This is a genomic window from Prauserella alba, from assembly GCF_024171735.1.
Classification (GTDB): Bacteria; Actinomycetota; Actinomycetes; order Mycobacteriales; family Pseudonocardiaceae; genus Prauserella; species Prauserella alba.
On the sequence record NZ_JAMTCH010000004.1, the window covers coordinates 1,062,833 to 1,081,724 of the forward strand.

17 protein-coding genes are annotated in these 18,892 nt (G+C 70.5%); 5 read left to right on the forward strand and 12 right to left on the reverse strand.

Annotated features, from left to right (window positions below; all coding sequences use genetic code 11):
- Nucleotides 1-2,409 (reverse strand): molybdopterin cofactor-binding domain-containing protein, encoded by a 2,409-nt coding sequence (locus LY12_RS13790; RefSeq protein ID WP_253856631.1) that lies wholly within the window; start codon nucleotides 2,407-2,409, stop codon nucleotides 1-3.
- Between the two features lie 440 nt (nucleotides 2,410-2,849).
- On the opposite strand from LY12_RS13790, the gene LY12_RS13795 reads away from it, so the two are divergent.
- Nucleotides 2,850-3,650, forward strand: a complete 801-nt coding sequence (locus LY12_RS13795; protein ID WP_253856633.1) for a helix-turn-helix transcriptional regulator — start codon at nucleotides 2,850-2,852, stop codon at nucleotides 3,648-3,650.
- A 131-nt stretch (nucleotides 3,651-3,781) separates the two neighbouring features.
- Here the strand turns inward: LY12_RS13795 and LY12_RS13800 are convergent, their stop codons facing one another.
- The 7 genes from LY12_RS13800 to LY12_RS13830 all read right to left on the reverse strand — a co-directional run bounded on the left by LY12_RS13800 (nucleotide 3,782) and on the right by LY12_RS13830 (nucleotide 9,854).
- On the reverse strand, nucleotides 3,782-4,690 hold the full coding sequence (locus LY12_RS13800) for an endonuclease/exonuclease/phosphatase family protein (protein WP_253856635.1): 909 nt from the start codon (nucleotides 4,688-4,690) through the stop codon (nucleotides 3,782-3,784).
- Between the two features lie 183 nt (nucleotides 4,691-4,873).
- Complete coding sequence (locus LY12_RS13805; RefSeq protein ID WP_253857377.1) at nucleotides 4,874-5,674, reverse strand: metallophosphoesterase; 801 nt, start codon at nucleotides 5,672-5,674, stop codon at nucleotides 4,874-4,876.
- Between the two features lie 74 nt (nucleotides 5,675-5,748).
- Nucleotides 5,749-6,549 (reverse strand): HAD-IIA family hydrolase, encoded by an 801-nt coding sequence (locus LY12_RS13810; protein WP_253856637.1) that lies wholly within the window; start codon nucleotides 6,547-6,549, stop codon nucleotides 5,749-5,751.
- A 9-nt stretch (nucleotides 6,550-6,558) separates the two neighbouring features.
- Complete coding sequence (locus tag LY12_RS13815; protein WP_253856638.1) at nucleotides 6,559-7,707, reverse strand: sulfate/molybdate ABC transporter ATP-binding protein; 1,149 nt, start codon at nucleotides 7,705-7,707, stop codon at nucleotides 6,559-6,561.
- A complete protein-coding gene (locus LY12_RS13820; protein WP_253857379.1) occupies nucleotides 7,704-8,471 on the reverse strand; it encodes an ABC transporter permease in 768 nt (255 codons plus the stop codon). Before LY12_RS13820 ends, LY12_RS13815 begins: the two co-directional genes overlap by 4 nt.
- 172 nt (nucleotides 8,472-8,643) lie before the next feature.
- Nucleotides 8,644-9,426, reverse strand: a complete 783-nt coding sequence (modA, locus tag LY12_RS13825) for a molybdate ABC transporter substrate-binding protein (RefSeq protein WP_253856640.1) — start codon at nucleotides 9,424-9,426, stop codon at nucleotides 8,644-8,646.
- The gene (locus LY12_RS13830) at nucleotides 9,423-9,854 is read right to left on the reverse strand and encodes a TOBE domain-containing protein (protein ID WP_253856641.1); all 432 of its coding nucleotides are present in this window, start codon (nucleotides 9,852-9,854) and stop codon (nucleotides 9,423-9,425) included. The genes modA and LY12_RS13830 overlap by 4 nt, the downstream gene beginning before the upstream one ends.
- Before the next feature lie 117 nt (nucleotides 9,855-9,971).
- Between LY12_RS13830 and moaA the strand changes: the two genes are divergently transcribed.
- The 3 genes from moaA to LY12_RS13845 all read left to right on the forward strand — a co-directional run bounded on the left by moaA (nucleotide 9,972) and on the right by LY12_RS13845 (nucleotide 12,979).
- Nucleotides 9,972-11,105 carry a GTP 3',8-cyclase MoaA gene (gene moaA / locus LY12_RS13835; protein ID WP_253856643.1) on the forward strand — a complete coding sequence of 378 codons (1,134 nt, stop codon included), beginning with the start codon at nucleotides 9,972-9,974 and terminating at the stop codon, nucleotides 11,103-11,105.
- Between the two features lie 16 nt (nucleotides 11,106-11,121).
- On the forward strand, nucleotides 11,122-11,376 hold the full coding sequence (locus LY12_RS13840; RefSeq protein ID WP_253856644.1) for a MoaD/ThiS family protein: 255 nt from the start codon (nucleotides 11,122-11,124) through the stop codon (nucleotides 11,374-11,376).
- A gap of 961 nt (nucleotides 11,377-12,337) precedes the next feature.
- Nucleotides 12,338-12,979, forward strand: a complete 642-nt coding sequence (locus LY12_RS13845; protein WP_253856646.1) for a transglycosylase family protein — start codon at nucleotides 12,338-12,340, stop codon at nucleotides 12,977-12,979.
- Nucleotides 12,980-13,274: 295 nt separating this feature from the next.
- Here LY12_RS13845 and LY12_RS13850 read toward each other — a convergent pair whose 3' ends face one another.
- From LY12_RS13850 to LY12_RS13865, 4 genes are all read right to left on the reverse strand, one after another.
- Nucleotides 13,275-14,246 carry a molybdenum cofactor biosynthesis protein MoaE gene (locus LY12_RS13850; RefSeq protein WP_253856648.1) on the reverse strand — a complete coding sequence of 324 codons (972 nt, stop codon included), beginning with the start codon at nucleotides 14,244-14,246 and terminating at the stop codon, nucleotides 13,275-13,277.
- A complete protein-coding gene (gene moaC / locus LY12_RS13855; protein ID WP_308292113.1) occupies nucleotides 14,243-14,800 on the reverse strand; it encodes a cyclic pyranopterin monophosphate synthase MoaC in 558 nt (185 codons plus the stop codon). Before moaC ends, LY12_RS13850 begins: the two co-directional genes overlap by 4 nt.
- Nucleotides 14,801-14,810: 10 nt before the next feature.
- A complete protein-coding gene (locus LY12_RS13860) occupies nucleotides 14,811-16,214 on the reverse strand; it encodes an NAD-dependent malic enzyme (protein WP_253856650.1) in 1,404 nt (467 codons plus the stop codon).
- 136 nt (nucleotides 16,215-16,350) lie between these two features.
- On the reverse strand, nucleotides 16,351-16,551 hold the full coding sequence (locus tag LY12_RS13865; RefSeq protein ID WP_253856651.1) for a hypothetical protein: 201 nt from the start codon (nucleotides 16,549-16,551) through the stop codon (nucleotides 16,351-16,353).
- Nucleotides 16,552-16,650: 99 nt separating this feature from the next.
- Here LY12_RS13865 and LY12_RS13870 point away from each other — a divergent pair, with 99 nt between their 5' ends.
- Nucleotides 16,651-18,885, forward strand: a complete 2,235-nt coding sequence (locus tag LY12_RS13870) for a helicase-associated domain-containing protein (protein WP_253856653.1) — start codon at nucleotides 16,651-16,653, stop codon at nucleotides 18,883-18,885.
- Nucleotides 18,886-18,892 lie beyond the last annotated feature (7 nt).

The window sequence follows — 18,892 nt, forward strand, 5'->3', positions numbered from 1 at the left end:
TCAGTAGGCGTAGTCGAGGCCGTTGGTCGGCGACGGCGGCAGCGGCGGCTCGTGCGGGTAGGGCTCGAACGGCAGCGGGTCGTTGTGGTTGATCGGGAAGTGCGTCGGGGTCGTTCCGGTGGCCGCGCGGTAGGCACACGCCGTCGCGGCGAACGCCGGCGCCACACCCATCTCGCCCGCGCCTGCCGGGGTCTCGCTTTCCTCGGCAGGCAGGATCACCGGGGTGAACTCGAACGGCAGGTTCCACTGCCTGCAGTAGAAGAAGTTGTCCCAGCTGGCCTCGGCGATGCTGCCGCGGTCGAGGTGCACGCTCGCCGTCAGCGCCTGTGCGAAGCCGTCGATGAATCCGCCCTGCATCATCGCCTCCATACCGAGCGGGTTGACCACGACGTGACCGGGAATGGTGACGAGCACGCCGCGGGTCACGCGTGGCCCGGTGACGCCGTCCCGCACCTTCCGGTTGACGGTCTCCGGCCTGCAGTCGAGTTCGACGAAGCACGCCATCGTCTGCTTGTACTCGTGGTGCAGCGCGATCCCGTGCCCAACGCCGTTCGGAGTCGGCTGCCCGTATCCGCCGACCTCGGCAGCCTTGTCCAGCACCTTGAGCAACTTCTCGTTCTTCACGTACTTGCGCCGGAAGTTGTACGGGTCCATGCCCATCTTCTCGGCGAGTTCGTCGACGAACAGCTCACGCGTCGTGGCCGTGTTCGGCGAGTACACGTTGCGCACGCTGCTGGTGTTGAAGCCGCCGCGTGGCTGATTGTTCTCCGGCGACTGATGCGTCTCGGTCAGCAGCGTCTTGGTGATGCCGAAGTTGTAGAACGACGGCGTGGTGAGCAGGAAGATGGCCTCGGAGACCGTGTAGCTCACCCCTGGCACGTGCGTGGCGACCGACGAGCTGACCGCGTCACCGAGGCCGTGACCGAAGTCGGTGCGCACGCTCGCATGGTGTTGTTCGAAGCTCACCACGTCGTTCGCGAACGAGGCCCGCATCGTTCCGACGGACATCGGGTGGACACGGCCCTGCCTGCAGTCGTCAGCGCGGTGCCACATCAGCCGAACGGGTTTGCCGATCTTGTGCGAGATCTCGGCGGCTTCGAGCGCCGCATCGTGGAACAACGTGCGGCCGAACGAGCCACCGCCGGGAATCACGTGACACGTGACCTGGGTGATCGCCATGCCCAGCAGCTCCGCGATCGCCTCCTGCGCGGCGATCGGGATCTTCAACGTCGACCAGATCTCCGCGCTGTCGGACTTCACGTCGGCGATCGCGGCGTTGACGCCGAGCGCACTGCCGTTGACGAACGCGAACGTGTACTGCCGCTCCAGCGTTTTGGTCGCGGGTGTCGGCGGGATGACCGCAGGCGGCGTCGCGTCCTTGAGCTTCTGCTCGACCGTGGCGTCTGACTCGCCGTCGACCGGCCCGGGCCCCCAGTTCACGTCCAGGGCGTTGACCGCGTCGATGCACTGCCCGTAGGTCTCGCCCCGTACGGCGACCCCGCTGCTGATCGTCACGACGTCGGTGATGCCGGGCATCCGGCGGACCTGCTCGGCGTTGTTGACGGAGCCGACCGTGCCGTTGATCGTCGGCGGCCGGCACACCATGGTCGGCTTAGCCCCGGGGACGTCGAGGTCGGTCGTGAACTGCTTGCGCCCGGTCACCGCGTCCAGCGCGTCGATCCGCCGGGTGGGTTTGCCGACGATCGTGAAGTCGGATTCGGATTTGAGATCCGCCTCGACCTGTTTCGTCGAGTCGCTCGCCGCCTTGGTGGCCAGGTCGCCGTAGGAGACGGACCGGCCTGCCGACGACGTGATCACACCGAGCTTCGAGCTCAGGAAGTTCGCCTGTTCGCCGAGGACCAGACTCGCGGCCTCGAGGAGCTTGCCCTTCGCGACCGCAGCCGCCGTCCGCACCGGGTAGTAGATGGAGCTCACCGACGACGAACCGCCGGTGAGCTGGTTCGTCATCAGCTCGGGCCGCGCGTCGGCGAGAGTGACGTGCACGTGTTCCAGCGGCAGGTCCATCTCCTCGGCGATGAGCATGGCCACCGTCGTGCTGATCCCCTGGCCCACCTCGGTGCGATGCAGTTCGAAGTGCGCGTGGCCGTTCTCGTCGAGCGTGATCGTGATCAGGTTCGCCGTCGGCCTCGCCGCATGCACGAGTGCGTCGGTCAGGTCGTAACTGTCGGCGAGCTGCGGACTGGGTGGGATGCCCCCACCCGTGTCGCCCGCCGCGTTCGCTGCGGGTGCGCCGAACACGGTCGGCCCGCCGAGCTCGGCCGCCGCTACCAGCGTCGGTGCGGCCAGCAGATAGCCGAGGAAGCGCCGCCGGCTGGTGGGTTCCTTGCTGAACGAGGTGTCAGGGGAGACGGCGTCCGGCTCTGCCGGATCCGCGCGGTGGCCTGCCATGAAATCTCCTCGACGGTACGTGGTGGGGTGATCTCCGTCAGTTGGGCTGACATGTTGCGCCCCCTCCCGCGCCTGGCAATACCCCCGAGTTGGGGTGGCCGTGACCGCCGGCACCTCCCGGCGGCGGATACGCCGTGGTGATCGGGGCCACGCGCAGCCACCGCCGCGCATTCGGTCACGCTGCGCATTCACATAGACCCCGGACAGGTGCCCCCGGACGGGTGTAATGGCCTGGTTCCCCCGTTCGGGTATCAGCACAGTGTCCGATTGGCCGTTACACTCCTCCGACTGACGCCCAATGGCGTGGCAAGTGTCTTCGGTGTGGACCAACCGCGCCGATCAGCCAACGGAGGACGGACACTATGGCCCACCTTCAGGCAGTCCCGGGTGTTCCCTTACGGCCCGACGACCGCGACGCATTACGTGCGCAGCTCCGAGTGGTGGCAGGCGACAGTGGTTTCCCGGTCGCGTTCGGCGGGGAGGTGACCGACGGCCACCTCCGGCTGACCGACTTCGTCGGCACCCTGACCACCAGCATGAACAACCTGGACGTACGAGCGGGAAGAGGCGTCGGCGGGCGGGTCGTTGCGTCGGGCAAGCCGATCGGTGTCGTCGACTACACCTCCGACCGCTCGATCACCCACGACTACGACGGCCCGGTGCAGGCCGAAGGGCTGTCCGCGGTACTCGCCGTTCCGGTGCGGGTCGGCGGAACCTGTCGCGCGGTGCTCTACGGCGCCGTCCGACAGCGGGCACCCGTCGGGGACAGGGCGAGGGACAAACTCGTCAGCGCCGGCAGACGGCTGGCGGGCGAACTGGCCGTCAGGGACGAAGTGGACCGGCGCATGGCGATGGCCGAGACCATCACGGCCACCCGCGGTGCCGACGTGTCCGATGTGGCCAGCCTCGAAGAGCTGCGCTCGGTGCATTCCGAACTCTGCGCGATCGCCGGTTCGACGCAGGACCCCGGGCTGCAACACCGGATGTACACCGCGGCGAAACGACTCGCCGACCTGCGATCCGGCACCACACGACTTCCCGCCGACGTACAGCTGTCGCGGCGCGAGACCGACGTGCTGGCACAGGTCGCACTCGGCTGCACCAACGCCGACACGGCGGCACGGCTGTCGCTGGCGCCCGAGACCGTCAAGGCATATCTGCGTTCTGCGATGCGCAAACTCGGCGCGCACACCCGCCACGAAGCGGTCGTCCGCGCCCGCTCGGCGTGGCTGCTTCCATGACGGCCGGTCTGTGCCGATCGGTCTGTGCCGGCCGGTCTGTGCCGATCGGTCTGGGTCGACTGGTCTGGGTCGACTGGTCTGGGTCGACTGGTCTGGGTCGACTGGTTGGGCCGGCTGGCTGGATCGGTCGGTCAGCGCGCCGTGACGACCTCGGCGACGACGGCCCGGTGATCCGACGCCGTCGCCGCGAGCTCCGTCGCGCCCACGCGCGCACCACGGATCTCGATCTGCCCGGACACGGCGGCGTAGTCAATGCGCTTCTCCGGGGACTCCGCGGGATACGTGAGCCCTTCACCGGCGCCCGCCTCGGCGAACGCGTCGTCCATATCCGTCCATAGTGGATCGAGTTCCGGAGCGCCGGGTTCGGCGTTGAAGTCGCCGAGGAGCACTCGCGGCGCATCGGCGTCGGCGGCGAGGACGTCGAGCGTTTCGGTCACCTGACGCCGGCGGATCGACGGGTCGCCGCGGTAGTCGAGGTGGGTCGAGTAGACGTGCACCAGCGCACCGCGAGCGCGGATCACGGCCTCGGCGAACCCCGGCATCGGCTGCGGCCCCGCGTCGGAGTCCTGTGTGGACAACCGGGTCAGCTCGTGGTTGGTGAACTCCGCGATCGGGAAGCGGGACAGCACGGCGGTGCCGTACTCCCGGCGCGGCTGCCCCGGCCCGGACGGATCGAGCGAATAGATGGGTGCGAAGCGCGCGTGCATGTGGAGCTTGCGAGCGAGCTCGTCCACCACGGAGCGATACTCACTGCGATCGCTCCAATGCCGGTCGACCTCCTGCAGCGCGACGACGTCGGCGCCCGTCGCCGCGATTGCGCTCGCGGTGCGGTCGAGGTCGAAGTTCCCGTCGGTGCCGATTCCGGCGTGGATGTTGTACGACGCGACGGTGAGCGCGACGGGCGGCGGACCCGCCGACGCCACCGGACCTGCGGTTGCTGCCGGACCGGTGAGCGCTGCGGGGGCTGCGAGCGCTGCGGTGAGCAGTGCGGCGGCGGTGGCGATCCGCTTCATCGGGAACTCCTGGGCTCGGGCGATCATCCGCCCGGGAGCGTATGCCGCCCCGCTCACGCCGCCAACCACGAACGCGTGAACACCCCGACCACGTCCCGTAACACCGGATGTGCCCCCAAGGGCACCTTAGGGGCACTGAGTGCACCCAAGGTGCCCCTGGGGGCATCGACCGCCTACACCCGATCGGCCCAGCTGTCAGTCTTCGGGTACTCAGTCCTCGGGTACGTAGGGCAACGGGACGACGAGGCAGGGGCCGCCCGCGAACAGGCCTGCGTCGATCCCCAGCACCCGGCCGCCCGCGTACAGATACGGCTGCTCGATGTCGACGGGGTGAATGCCGAGCTGGTCCGCGATCACGCTGTGCCCGTGCACGATCCGCTCCCCGCCGAGCTCGTCGAGCAACGCCAGCGCCGCATCCCGACCGTGCGGGCCGCGGAACGCGTACCGGGTGGTCATGCGTCGCCACACGTCCCACCACCGGGACAGGTCGTCGCCCGCCAGCACGTCGCGGACCGTCTCGTTGATCTTGTCGATCGACGAGCCCCATTCGAGGTACTCGAGGGTGTCCGAGTGCATCAGCAGGTGATCGCCGTCGCAGGCCAGCATCGGCCGGGTGACCAGCCATTCGACGAGCTCGTCGGTCAGCCCTTCCTGGTCGGCCAGGCACCCGCCGTTGATCTCCCAACTGCGGGCGAAACTCCGCGGACCGAAATCGGACGGCACGTCCTCGTCGCCGAACCGGTGGACACCGAGCAGCAGGATCTCGTGGTTGCCGAGCAGCGTCTCGACCCGCCCGCCCGCATCGGCCGCCTGTCGTTGCAGCTCGCGGACCAGCTTGATCGCACCGATCCCGTCGGGCCCGCGGTCGACGAAGTCTCCCAGGAACCACAGCGTCGCGGCGCCACCCGACCAGTTGTCGGCGTCGTCGATGAGGCCTCGCCCGCGCAGCGCGTCGGCCAGCTCGTCGCGGTGTCCGTGCACGTCACCGACGACGAACATGTCCCCGTCCATCACCCCTCGACTTTACGCCCTCCGCCCACGTGGGCTGTGGCTCCGTCCTCGCGGCGGCCGGGTACCCGAGTGGATCAGCCGGCGCCGAACGGATCGGCCGTGCGGCCCACCAGGTCGGCGATCGTGTCGACCACCAGTGTCGGCTTGAACGGGTACCGGTCTGCGGATTCGCGGGTCGAGATCCCGGACAGCACCAGCACCGTCTTCAACCCGGCCTCGATGCCCGAGTGCACGTCGGTGTCCATCCGGTCGCCGATCATGATCGTGTGCTCGGAGTGGGCCCCGAGCGAGCGCAGCGCGGACCGCATCATCAACGGGTTCGGCTTGCCCACGTAGTACGGCGACTTGCCGGTGGCACGTTCGATCAGCGCCGCGATCGAACCGGTGGCGGGCAGCAGCCCTTCGCGGCTCGGCCCGGTCGGATCCGGGTTGGTGGCGATGAAGCGGGCGCCCTGTTCGATCAGCCGGATGGCGCGGGTGATCGCGGTGAAGCTGTAGGTCCGCGTCTCCCCCAGCACGACGTAGTCGGGGTCGGTCTCGGTGAGGATGTAACCCGCCTCGTGCAGTGCCGTGGTCAGCCCGGCCTCGCCGATGACGAACGCCGACCCGCCGGGCCGCTGCTCCTGCAGGAACTTCGCCGTCGCGAGCGCCGAGGTCCAGATCGCCGACTCGGGCACGTCCAGACCGCTGTGCAGCAGCCGCGCGCGCAGGTCACGCGGGGTGTAGATGGAGTTGTTGGTCAGCACCAGGAAATCCGCGCCGGCCGAGCGCAGCTCGGCGAGGAAATCGTCGGCGCCGTCCACGAGATGTTCCTCGTGGACGAGCACGCCGTCCATGTCGGTGAGGTACGTCCAGGGAGCGTTCGACGAGGCCATGCGCCCACCTTAGGGCTCGGCGGCCGGAAACGGGGACGGTGACTCCACTGCGGCGTGCACCGCGACCGACGCGGCCTTGACCTCCAGCCGCACCGCCGATCCCGGCTCCAGGCCGAGGTCGGCGACGGAGGCGGGCGTCAGATCGGCGGCGATCCCCGCGGCCACGCCCCCGTCCCCCACGGTGCGGAGGCGGATCACCGCGCCGTGCGGTTCGAGCGAGGCGACCCGCGCGGCGACGACGTTGCGCGGGCTGCCCGTGTGCGGGGCGGCTGCCGGATGCACAGCCACCGCGCCGGGGGCGAACACCGCCACGGCCGGTTCCCCCGCTGCGCAGTCGTCGGAGCGGACGCCCGCGACGAACCGGCCGTCCGAGGTATGCAGCCCATCCTCGGCGGCCACGCCGGGAACGAGGTTCAGACCGGCGATCCGCGCGGTGAACGGGGTGCGCGGCGCGGCCAGCACCTCCTTGGCCGGACCACGCTCCACGACCCGCCCCGCGTCGAGAACCACGACGTCGTCGGCCAACGCCAGCGCGTCGAGCGGGTCGTGCGTGACGAGCACGGCACAGCGCCGGCCGTCCGGATCGGCCCCGCTCTCGCCGACGTGTGTCCGCCGCAGCACCCGCCGCAGCAGACCGCGTACGGCGGGTGCGGCATCGACGTCCAGTGCCGACAGCGGTTCGTCGAGCAGCAGTGCCCGTGGCCCGCCCGCCAGTGCGCGGGCGATCGCCACCCGCTGGGCCTGTCCCCCGGAGAGCTGGGCGGGTTTGCGCCCGGCGAGCTCGGCCGCGTCCACCTCTCTAACCCATGCGCGCGCCTGCGCGCGTGCGCGCGTGCGCGAGGCACCCTGGGACCGCGGCCCGAATGCCACGTTCTCCGCCACCGACAGGTGCGGCAGCAGCAGTGGGTCCTGGGCGAGCAGGCCGATCCCTCGGTCGTGCACCGGCACCTGGACACCGGGGACGCCGGTCAGCGTGCGGCCGCCGAGCGTCACCGTCCCGCGGTCCGGCACCAGCAGCCCCGCGAGGCACTGCAACAGCGTCGACTTGCCGGATCCGTTCGGCCCGAGCACCGCCAGCACGCCACCACCGGGTACGTCGAACGCCACGTCGAGAGTGAACCGGCCCCGCGTCACCGCCACGTCCACGTGCAGGCTCATCGGTCGAACGCCTTCGGCCTGGCCACCGCGATGACCACGACGGCGACGACGATCAACAGCAGCGCCAGCGCGACGGCACTGTCGACGTCGGCCTGCGCCTGCGCGTACACCTCGAGCGGCAACGTCCGCGTCACCCCTTCCAGACTGCCTGCGAACGTGATCGTGGCCCCGAACTCCCCGAGCGCTCGCGCGAAACTCAGCACCACACCGGAACCGAGCGCGGGCAACAGCAGCGGCACCGTCACCCGGCGGAACACGGTCCACGGGCGCGCGCCGAGCGTCGCGGCGACGAGCTCGTACCGCTGCCCGCCCCCGCGCAGCGCACCTTCGAGGCTGACGACGAGGAAGGGCATGGCCACGAACGTCTGCGCGATCACCACCGCCGTCGTCGTGAACGGCACGCTCACCCCCGCCACGACGTCGAGCAGGTAACCGAGGAAACCGTTACGGCCGAGCAGGAACAGCAACGCAAGGCCGCCGACGACGGGCGGCAGCACGAGCGGCAGCAGCACCACGGCCCGCACGAGCCGCACGCCGCGGCCGCGCGCCCTGGCAAGCACCACGGCGAGCGGCACCCCGAGCACGACGCACACGATCGTCGACAGCAGCGCCGTGACCAGCGAGAGCCGCAGCGCGCTGAGGGCGGCGTCCGACGTGAGCAGTTGCGGCAGGCGCGTGTAGTCGGTCCGGACGAGCAGGCCCACGACCGGCAGCACGACCAGCGCGAGTGCGAGGCACGCCGGAATCCACAGCACCCACGGCAACCCGGGATTCCGGCCCCGGGTCCTGCGGCTGCCGAACCCCAGCGGCACGACGCGCGAGGCCACACCACCGGACCTCACGCCGCCGGTCGAAGCCGCGCCTGTCGAAGCCCCGCCCGCGGCCGGGTCGGCCCGTGCCGTGTCCGGGCCACCCGCGCGGGGCCGGTCCGCGCCGTCACGGGGCGCCAAAACCGGCCTTCTTCAGCACCCGACGGCCTTCCTCGCCGCGGACCAGGTCGCGGAACTCGGCGGCGAGCTCGGGTTCGGCAGCGCGGGCCGACACGGCGATCGGGTACCGGTTCACCGCACGGGACGCCTCGGGCACGGGCACCTCCTCGACCTTCCCGCCGGCGGCCCGGACGTCCGTGGTGTACACGAGTCCGGCATCGGCCTCCCCGGTGACGATCTTGTTGAGCACGTCCTTGACGTCCTGCTCCTCGCTGGCGGGACGCAGCGTCGTACCGGTCAGCTCGGCGAGCCGTCGTGCCGCGGCCCCGCACGGCACCTGCGGCTGGCACACCACCACCGTCACGCCGCCGTCGGCCAGGTCGCCGAAGCCCTCGACACCGGCCGGGTTTCCCCGCGGCACGGCGATCGTCAGCCGGTTGGTCGCGAACGACGCCGGCTCGCCCGCCATGTCCGCCGCGACGTCGGCCATCACCGATTCGTTGGCCGAGGCGAACACGTCGGCCGGTGCACCCTCCGCGATCTGGCTGCCGAGTGTGGACGAGCCCGCCAGGTTGAGCCGGACGTCGACGTCGGAGTGCCGCTGTTCGAACGTCCGCTCCAACTCGCCGAACGGTTCGGTGAGCGAGGCCGCCGCGAAGACGTTCAGCGTGCGCCCCTCCGGACCGCACGCGGTCGCGGCGACGGTCAGCAGCACGGCGACCGTCGCTGCGCAGACGCGCCGCGCGCGGCGCACCTGCGTGCCCGGCCGCCGGAGGTTCGCGGGCCTCATCGGTCGCCCCGCGGCGTTTCGACGATCACCTGCGTCGCCTTCACGACGGTCACCGCGAGCTCGCCCGGCTTCAGCCCCAGTTCCCTGACCGCCTCGGCACTCATCAGCGACACCACGCGGTGTGGCCCGCACTGCACCTCGACCTGGGCCATGACGCCGTCGGCCACGACGTCGGTGACGAGGCCGACGAACCGGTTCCGCGCCGACCTGCCGATCTCCGTCGGATCGGCCGACTCGGCCGTCCGGTCCTCCTCCGACGACTTCACCGCCTGCCGTCTGGCGAACGCCGCCAACTCCGCGCCGTCGACCACTTTGCGGCCCGCGGTGTCCTCGCCCGCCTCGAGCTGTCCCGCCCGCACCCACCGGCGAACCGTGTCGTCGCTGACGCCCAACAATCTCGCCACCTCGGAGAACCGAAAATGCGTCATGAATCGAACGTTATATCCGCATCTGCGGATTGGCCATGGCCAAGCGGAAAACCGGCGCAGATTCGGTGCCCTCGCGATCTCACGCACTGTCGGTCCCCGGCACTAGGGTGAGTGGTGATGGCAGCGGAATCGGCGGCAGGCCACGCAACAGGCCAAGCCCACAGCACCGGTGGCGCGGGGAACGCGGTGAACCTCGGCACGCCGGCGGTCCCCGGCGCGCGCTCGTCCGGCCAGGCTGCGACGACCCCGCGCCCTGACAATCCGGCTCTGATCGACACCTTCGGCAGGGTCGCCACCGACCTGCGCGTGTCACTGACCGACAAGTGCAACCTGCGGTGCAGCTACTGCATGCCGGCCGAAGGCCTCGAATGGATGCCCGGCGAACAGGTCCTCAGCGACGACGAGCTCGTCCGGCTCATGGACATCGCCGTGAGCAGGCTCGGCGTCACCGACATCCGCCTCACCGGCGGCGAACCACTGCTGCGCCCGCACCTCGAAGACCTGGTCGCGCGGATCACCTCGCTCGAACCGCGCCCGCGGCTGTCCATGACGACGAACGGCATCGGCTTCGCCAAGCGCGCGAAGGCGTTCGCCGAGGCCGGCCTCGACCGGATCAACGTCTCGCTCGACTCCGTCGACCCGGAGACGTTCGAGCGCATCACCCGCCGCGACCGGCTGCGGCACGTGCTCGACGGACTCGCCGCCGCGCGCGACGCGGGCCTCGAACCCGTCAAGATCAACTCCGTGCTCATCCGCGGCGAGAACGACCACGAGGCGACGTCGCTGCTGCGGTTCGCACTGGAGAACGGCTACCACCTGCGGTTCATCGAGCAGATGCCGCTCGATGCACAGCACGGCTGGAACCGGACGAACATGATCACCGCGACCGAGATCCTCGACCTGCTCTCCACCGAGTTCACGCTGACCCCGAGTCCCGTGGAACGCGGGGGCGCACCGGCCGAACGCTGGCTGGTCGACGGGGGACCGGCCGAGGTGGGCGTCATCCCGTCGGTGACGAGGCCGTTCTGCGCCGCCTGTGAGCGCACTCGGCTGACCGCCGACGGCGCGGTCCGCTCGTGCCTGTTCAGCAACGACGAGACCGACCTGCGCATGCTGCTGCGCGGCGGGGCGAGCGACGAGGACGTGGCGAACGTCTGGCGCGACACGATGTGGGGCAAACTCGCCGGGCACGAGATCAACGAGGCCGGGTTCGCACAACCGCTCCGGCCGATGAGTTCGATCGGAGGCTGACCGCGTGCCGGTTGCCGTGACGACAGTGCGCGTGCGGTACTTCGCGTCCGCGCGCGCAGCAGCAGGGGTCGAGTCCGAAGCCCTGGAGCTTCCGGCCGGTGCCACGGTCGCCGACGCGGTCGTCGCGTTGCGCACCCGGCACCCCGGCTCACTGCCACGGATCCTCGACGCCGCGAGCTTCCTCGTCGACGGCGTCGCGGTACGCGACACCACGCGACCGCTTCCGTCGGAGGGCGAACTCGACGTGCTGCCACCGTTCGCCGGCGGCTGAAGCGACCGGGGAACGGCCGTGGCGACGGAGGCCGAACCTCCTCGAGGCCACAGGCACGACTCAGCGTCGCTGAGTAACGCTGAGACGGGCCGATGCCACCGGCAGGCGCCTTCCCACCGGCCCTGGGCGAGCACGGCTCACACCGCCGCACAGTGGACGCCTCGCCGTCCATCCGACCCGTTCGGCTCCGCCGGGTGGAGTGGTCCCACCTTTACCGCCGGTGGTCCGGCCGGGGAACGAACGACCACCGGTCGTCCGGACCTTTCCGTCGAACCTGACGAACCGACCCTTTCGTGTGATTTGTCCGGACCGCGCCGCCTCCGCGCGGGCTCACGACTCAGGTCCGGACGACAGCTGCACCTCACCCCGCCTCACCGCAGGTGACGGGCCCCCATCGGTCCGGACCTTCGCCACATCGGCGTTACCGACGAGTTCGCCCGGCGGCCACCCGGCCGATCGGTCACGGCAACACGGACCTGTCAGCACTCGTTCGCAACCGCCTCGATCGTCCGGTTCGCCGGTTTGAACCACCGCGAAGTGGCCTGCACGAACGGTCCATTCGCGCCGAAATGACGTGACACAAGCCTCACGAAGAGTGAAAGATCTCGGAACGGAAACGGCGCCATAACGGCCCGCTGACCTGCAATGACACCGTCATCGCAGAAGGTTGCACGTCGTTACTGTGACCTAGCACACATACTCGAAAATTTCCGATCGGCGTTCTCGTTACGTACCGTCGCATCTCGGTTGGCCCCGACCGACCACGAGCAAGACCGGGATTCCGACGCGCCGAACCCAGTCCGCGGAGTCCCGGACCCGACCCCGAGCGAAAGAACTTCTGGACTGGGACGAGAGGGAACGGAGCCGAACCCGCGGCACGTGCCGGCATCCCGAAAGCCGGCCAGGCTGTTACGGCCTGCCCTGCTCCACGTACGGCGCGGAAGGCGAGACCGAGTCGAAAATGGCTTATCGAGGCAAGCACCGTAAGTCCTCCACCGCTTCGCGCACCATGGCCCGGGTCGCTGTCGCGGGCCTGGCCGTGGGCGCCCCGCTGGCACTGGCTGCGACCCCCGCGCAGGCCCAGAGCGTGAACTGGGACGCCATCGCCGAGTGCGAGAGCGGCGGCGACTGGAGCATCAACACCGGCAACGGCTACTACGGCGGCCTGCAGTTCTCCCAGAGCACCTGGGAGGCCTACGGCGGCAGCGGCAACCCGGCGGACGCTTCGCGTGCGGAGCAGATCGCCGTCGCCGAGCGCACGCTCGAGGGCCAGGGCATCGGCGCGTGGCCGGTGTGCGGCGCTCAGGCCGGCTCCACCGCCAGCTACGAGAGCTCCAACACCGAGGGCTCCGCCCCGGCTCCGGCAGAGGAGACCGCCGAGGCCCCCGTCGAGGAGCCCGCCCCGGCCCCGGAGCCCGCTCCGGCCCCGGTCGCCAAGTCCAACCCGGACGGCGACTACAAGGTCAAGAAGGGCGACACGCTCAGCAAGATCGCCAAGAAGCAGGACGTCAAGGGCGGTTACCAGAAGCTCGTCGAGCTCAACGAGGGCTACATCAACAACCCGGACTTCATCGTGGTCGACCAGAAGATCGCCACCAAGTGATCGACTGACTCCGGCCGCGTTGCCGCAAGGCGCGGTTGCGGGGCGGAGTCGGCCACCGGCCCCGCTCAGCAACGTAGGGCCCCACCGTGTCCCCCGGACGGTGGGGCCCTACGCATGTCCGAGACCTTATCGAGCAACGCGGCTGATGCGAATGTCAGCGAGCGCACTCCCACGGACGGAGCAACCGCGCGCGGCAATCGCGCGTGGCATACGCGCGTGACAACCACCGTGACGGCGGCCATCCATCGCTGACGTGCGCGGCGATCGCAGGCGACACCCGGCGACGGGAACGAGATCAGGGGCTGTTGACCCACTCGTCGGTACCGTCGGTGAACCACTGGTGCTTCCACACCGGCAGGCGCGCCTTGACCTCGTCGACCAGATCCGAGCAGGTCGCGAAGGCCTCACCGCGATGTTCGGCCGCGACGGCGCACGCCAGCGCCACATCACCGATCTCCAGGGATCCGATGCGGTGACTGACCGCGACCGCGCGCACCCCGCCGCGACGATTCGCCACGTCGGCGACGACGTCCGCGACAACCGAAGGGGCCGACGGATGCCCCTCGTAGTAGAGCGACGACACGGTGCGCCCGCCGTCGTGATCACGCACCACGCCGCTGAAGGTCACGACCGCACCGGCCGCGTCGTCGCCCACGAGCTCGGCGTGTTCGTCGACCGACAACGACTCCTCGGTGACGTCGGCCCGGAGAATCCGAACCCCGGCACCGGTTCCCGCTCCCACCGCAGAGTCGCCCCGCGGGTGTTCGCCACCGTGCACGTGGGCACCGCCCCGCACGTGGTCTGCGCCCCGAAGCTGGTCGACCGCGTGGTCCAGCACCGGCTCGAGCACACCGAGCCCGTCCTTCACCCCGCCCGTCGATCCCGGCAGATTCACGATCAGCGTCCGGCCCGCCACACCGGCCAGCCCGCGCGACAGCATCGCCGTGGGCACGGCGTCGCCGCCTGCAGCCCGCACCGCGTCGGCCAGCCCCGGTACCTCGCGGTCCAGCAGCGCGGCCGTCGCCTCGGGCGTGCGGTCGGTCGGGGAGATACCGGTGCCCCCGGTCGTGAGGACGACGTCCGGCCCGTCGGCGACACAGTCGCGCAGCGCCCGTTCCACCGGATCGCCGTCGCCGACCACGATCGGATCGGGCGTCGCATAGCCGCGCGAGGTCAGCCACTCCGCGATCAGCGGACCGGTCCTGTCCTCGTACACCCCCGTCGACGCACGGTTCGACGCGACGACGACCCTGGCCTCTCCGCTCATCGCTCACCACCGGACTGCGCACCGGGCCCCTGGTCATCGGCCCGTTCCTCGGCCGCCTGATCGCCGCGGACCCCGCCGCGCCGCCAACTGCCGGTCTTACCGCCGTCCTTCGCTTCGACGCGGACGTCGTCGAGGGTCGCCTCCGGATCGACGGCCTTGATCATGTCGTGCAACGCCAGCCCCGCGACCGTCACCGCCGTGAGCGCCTCCATCTCGACGCCCGTCCGGTCGCTGGTGCGGGCCATTCCCTCGATCCGCACCGCCGTGTCCTCGAGTTCGAAGCTCACGTCCACCTTCGTCAACGCGATCTGGTGGCACAGCGGGATCAGTTCGGGGGTCTTCTTCGCCCCCATGACCCCCGCGATCCGGGCGGTGGCCAGTGCATCGCCTTTCGGCAGGCCACCTCCCGAGATCAGGCCGATGACCTCCGCGGTCGTGCGCATCCGGCCGCTGGCGACGGCCGTGCGCGCGGTGACGTCCTTGGCGGACACGTCGACCATCCGGGCGTTGCCCGACTCGTCGACGTGGCTGAGTTCCTTCGCGTGCTGGCTCACACCGTCGAGGCTACTTCGCCTGCTTGTCCCCCGTCGCCTGCACCGCCGCGGACTTGACGGCTTCCGCCACCGCGGGAGCGACGGCGTTGTCGAACACGCTCGGCACGATGAACGACGCGTTGAGCCGGTCGTCGACGACGTCGGCGACCGCGTTGGCCGCCGCGAGCAGCATGTCGTCGTCGATGTCGCGTGCATGGGCGTCGAGCAGACCCCGGAACACTCCGGGGAAGGCCAGCACGTTGTTGATCTGGTTCGGGTAGTCGCTGCGGCCGGTGGCGACGACGGCGGCGTGCTGCTGCGCCTCGAGCGGGTCGATCTCCGGGTCGGGGTTGGCGAGCGCGAACACCACGGGGTCGTCGTTCATCGTGGCGACCTGCTCGGCGCCGAACAGGTTCGGGGCCGACACCCCGATGAACACGTCGGCCCCGACGAGGGCCTCGTGCAGGGTTCCGGTCATGCCGTCGACGTTGGTGTGCTCGGCGACCCACCGCAGGTTGGGGTCCATGTTCTCGCGTCCGGTGTGGACGATGCCGTCGATGTCGACCGCGATCACGTCGGCCGGGCTGCGGCGCAGCAGCAGGCGGATGATCGCCGATCCTGCCGCCCCGACGCCGCTCACCACGACCCGGCAGTTCTCGATGTTCTTCTCGACCACTCGGAGGGCGTTGCGCAGCGCGGCCATGACGACGATGGCGGTGCCGTGCTGATCGTCGTGGAACACGGGGATGTCGAGCTGTTCCCGCAGGCGAGCCTCGATCTCGAAACAGCGCGGCGCCGCGATGTCCTCGAGGTTGATACCCGCGTAGACCGGCGCGAGGGCGCGCACGGTGCGGATGATCTCCTCGGTGTCCTGGGTGTCGAGGCACACGGGCCAGGCGTCGACGTCGGCGAACTTCTTGAACAGCGCCGCCTTCCCCTCCATGACGGGAAGTGCGGCACCGGGGCCGATGTTGCCCAGGCCGAGCACGGCCGAGCCGTCGGTGACGACGGCGACGGTGTTGCGCTTGATCGTCAGCCTGCGCGCGTCCTCGGGATTGGCGGCGATCGCCTGGCAGACACGGGCGACGCCCGGGGTGTAGGCACGCGAGAGATCGTCACGGTTCTTCAGTGCGACCTTGGGGCTGACCTCCAGCTTGCCGCCGAGGTGCATGAGGAACGTACGGTCGGAGACCTTCCGCACCTTGACACCGGGCAGCGCGTTCAGGGCGCTCGTGATGTCCTCGGCGTGGTCGGCCGAGGCGACGTTGGCCGTGATGTCGACGACGATGGACTCGGCGTCCGATCCGACGACGTCGAACGCCGTCAGCACCCCGCCGACCTTTCCCACCGCGGTCGTCAGATCACCGGCCGCGCTGGCCGACGGCGGTGCGTCGACTCGAACGGTGATCGAATAACCCGGGCCGGGAACCGGCATTGTCACTACCCCCGTGTGTCGTCAGGGAACTGCAGGATTCGCCTGACAACACTAGCCGCGTGGCGGGCGTCACCGGCCCCCGACCGGGTGACTGGTCGGTAACTTCGCACTGCTCAGCGGCAGTGCGGCGATTCGGTCAGGACCGCTTGTTGATCTCGGTCTGCGGGTGGTCGTACGGCACCGAGTCGAGCGGGAACGACACGTCCCCGAACGGCGAGAGCGCACCCTGCCTGTCGGCGGCGAGTTCCGAAACAGGGTGGCCGTCGTCGACCTCCGGCCACTCCGGGTCGATCCGGTCGTTCTTCCGCTCGCTGGCCTTGGCCACGTCGTCCTCCATCGCCTCGGTCCGCGGATGTGGGCGATCACCCGCGCTGCCTGTGCTTCGACTCCAGCACAGTGTGCCCGATGCCGGAACCCGGGAGATATCCTGGTCACGATGCCCGCCCTCGCTCTCGCGGACTGGTTGCGCTCGCTGCCGGACGACCGAATGGCCGCACTGCTGCGCGCTCGCCGGGACCTGGCGACGCCCCCGCCGTCCGATTCGACCGTCCTCGCGACCCGAGCCGGCACACCGGGCTCGATCGCCAGGGCCTGCGAGCAGCTCGACTCGGCGACGCTGGCCACCTACGAGGGGCTCGTCGTCGCAGGCGCCGACACGGAACCGGTCACGCCGGAGCGACTGGCCGAGTTGCTGGGGGACGAGCCCGCGCCCGCGGGCCTGTTCGAGCTGGCACTGGCGTGGGACGACCCCGATTCCGGCGAGATCCAGATCCCGCCCGGCGCCAGGGAGACGTTCGGCCCGTTCCCGGCCGGTCTCGGGGATTCGGTACCCGCCCTCGCCGGTACCGACCTAGACGGGTTCGACCTCGGCGACGACGAGCGCGCACTGCTGCGGAAGCTGTCCGCAGGCCCGCCGATCGGCCGCACTCGCGATGCGGCGGCCGACGTGCCGCTGGAACTCGCGGAGACACCGGTGCAGAAGCTGCTCGCGCGTGGGCTGCTGGTCCGCAGGGACTCGTCGACCGTCGAGCTGCCACGGGAACTCGGACTGGCGCTACGCGGCGGGACGATCCACCGGGAGGGCGAGCTCGCCGAGCCGGAACTGCCCGTCCACCCGCACGGCCAGTCCACTGTGGATGAAGCGGGCGCCGGTGAGGCGATGGAGTTGCTGCGGCACGCCGAATCGCTGTTGCGCGCCTGGTCGGACACGCCGTCACCGGTGCTGAAGTCGGGCGGGCTCGGAGTGCGCGAGGTCAAGCGGCTGGCGCGCGAGATCGACGTCGACGAGACCCGCCTCGCGCTGCTCGCCGAGCTCGTCGCAGGAGCCGGCCTCGTCGCGGCGAGTGACGAGGCCACGCCCGAGTGGGTGCCGACGACGCTGACGGATTCGTGGTTGTCCTCGCCGCCTGCGATCAGGTGGATGACGCTCGCGCAGGCATGGCTCGACCTGCCCCGGCTCCCGGGACTCGCCGGACAGCGGGACGAGAAGGACAAGGTGCTGGCGGCGTTGTCCGAGGAACTGCGCAGGCCCAACGCGCCGATGCTGCGCAAGCGGGTCCTGGCCACGCTGTCGGAGTTGCCGGGCGGTGCGGGTGTGAAGAGCATCGACGAACTCGTCGCCCACCTGGCGTGGCACGCACCGCGCAAGGGCGGCCGGCTGCGCGACGAGATCGCGCGCTCGGCGATGTCCGAAGGCGCAGCGCTCGGCATGGTCGCGCTCGGCGCGATCACCTCCGCCGCGTCGGCCCTACTCGAGGACGACCCGCACACCGCGGCGAGCGCCATGGCCGACGCGATGCCGACACCGGTCGACCATGTCCTCGTCCAGGCGGACCTCACGGTGGTGGCGCCCGGCCCGCTCGAGGCCGACCTGGCCACGGAGGTCAACGCCGTCGCCGACGTCGAATCAGCGGGTCACGCGACCGTCTACCGGGTCACCGAGGCGTCCGTGCGGCGAGCGCTCGACACCGGCCGCACCGCCGACGACCTGCACGAACTCTTCCGCAGCCGTTCGGCGACGCCCGTACCGCAGGGACTGACCTACCTGATCGACGACGTCGCCCGGCGCCACGGCCGGCTCCGCGGCGGCGCGGCGGCGTCGTTCCTCCGCTGCGACGACGAGGTGCTCATCGCCGAGGTGATGGCGCACTCCGTGGCGGCCGACCACGAGTTGCGCAAGATCGCACCGACCGTGCTCGTCAGCCCGTATCCGCTGGCCGAACTGCTCGATGCGCTGCGCGGCGCCGGATTCACACCGGCGGCGGAGGGTCCCGACGGGCGCATCCTCGACCTGCGCCCCAGCGGGCGGCGGATACCGGCCAGGAACCGGCCCACCCAGCGCACCGCGCACGCACCCGCGCCGATCAGCGAGGACCAGGTCTCGGCCGTGCTCGCGCACATCCGCGCCGGTGATCGTGCGGCGACGACGCGAAGGGGCGCCACCGTGCGCCTGCCCGCGGGCGGCGGGGCGGACACGTCGGCGACGATGGCGCTGCTCGCACAGGCCACGCGCGAGCAGCGCGAGGTGTGGATCGGGTTCGTCGACTCCCACGGCACGGCCACCCAGCGCATCGTCACGCCCGTGCGGGTCGGCGGCGGCATCCTGGAGGGTTCCGACAACGAGCGCTACCCGCTGCACCGGATCACCTCGGCCGCACTCGTCGAGGCTTGAGCGCAGA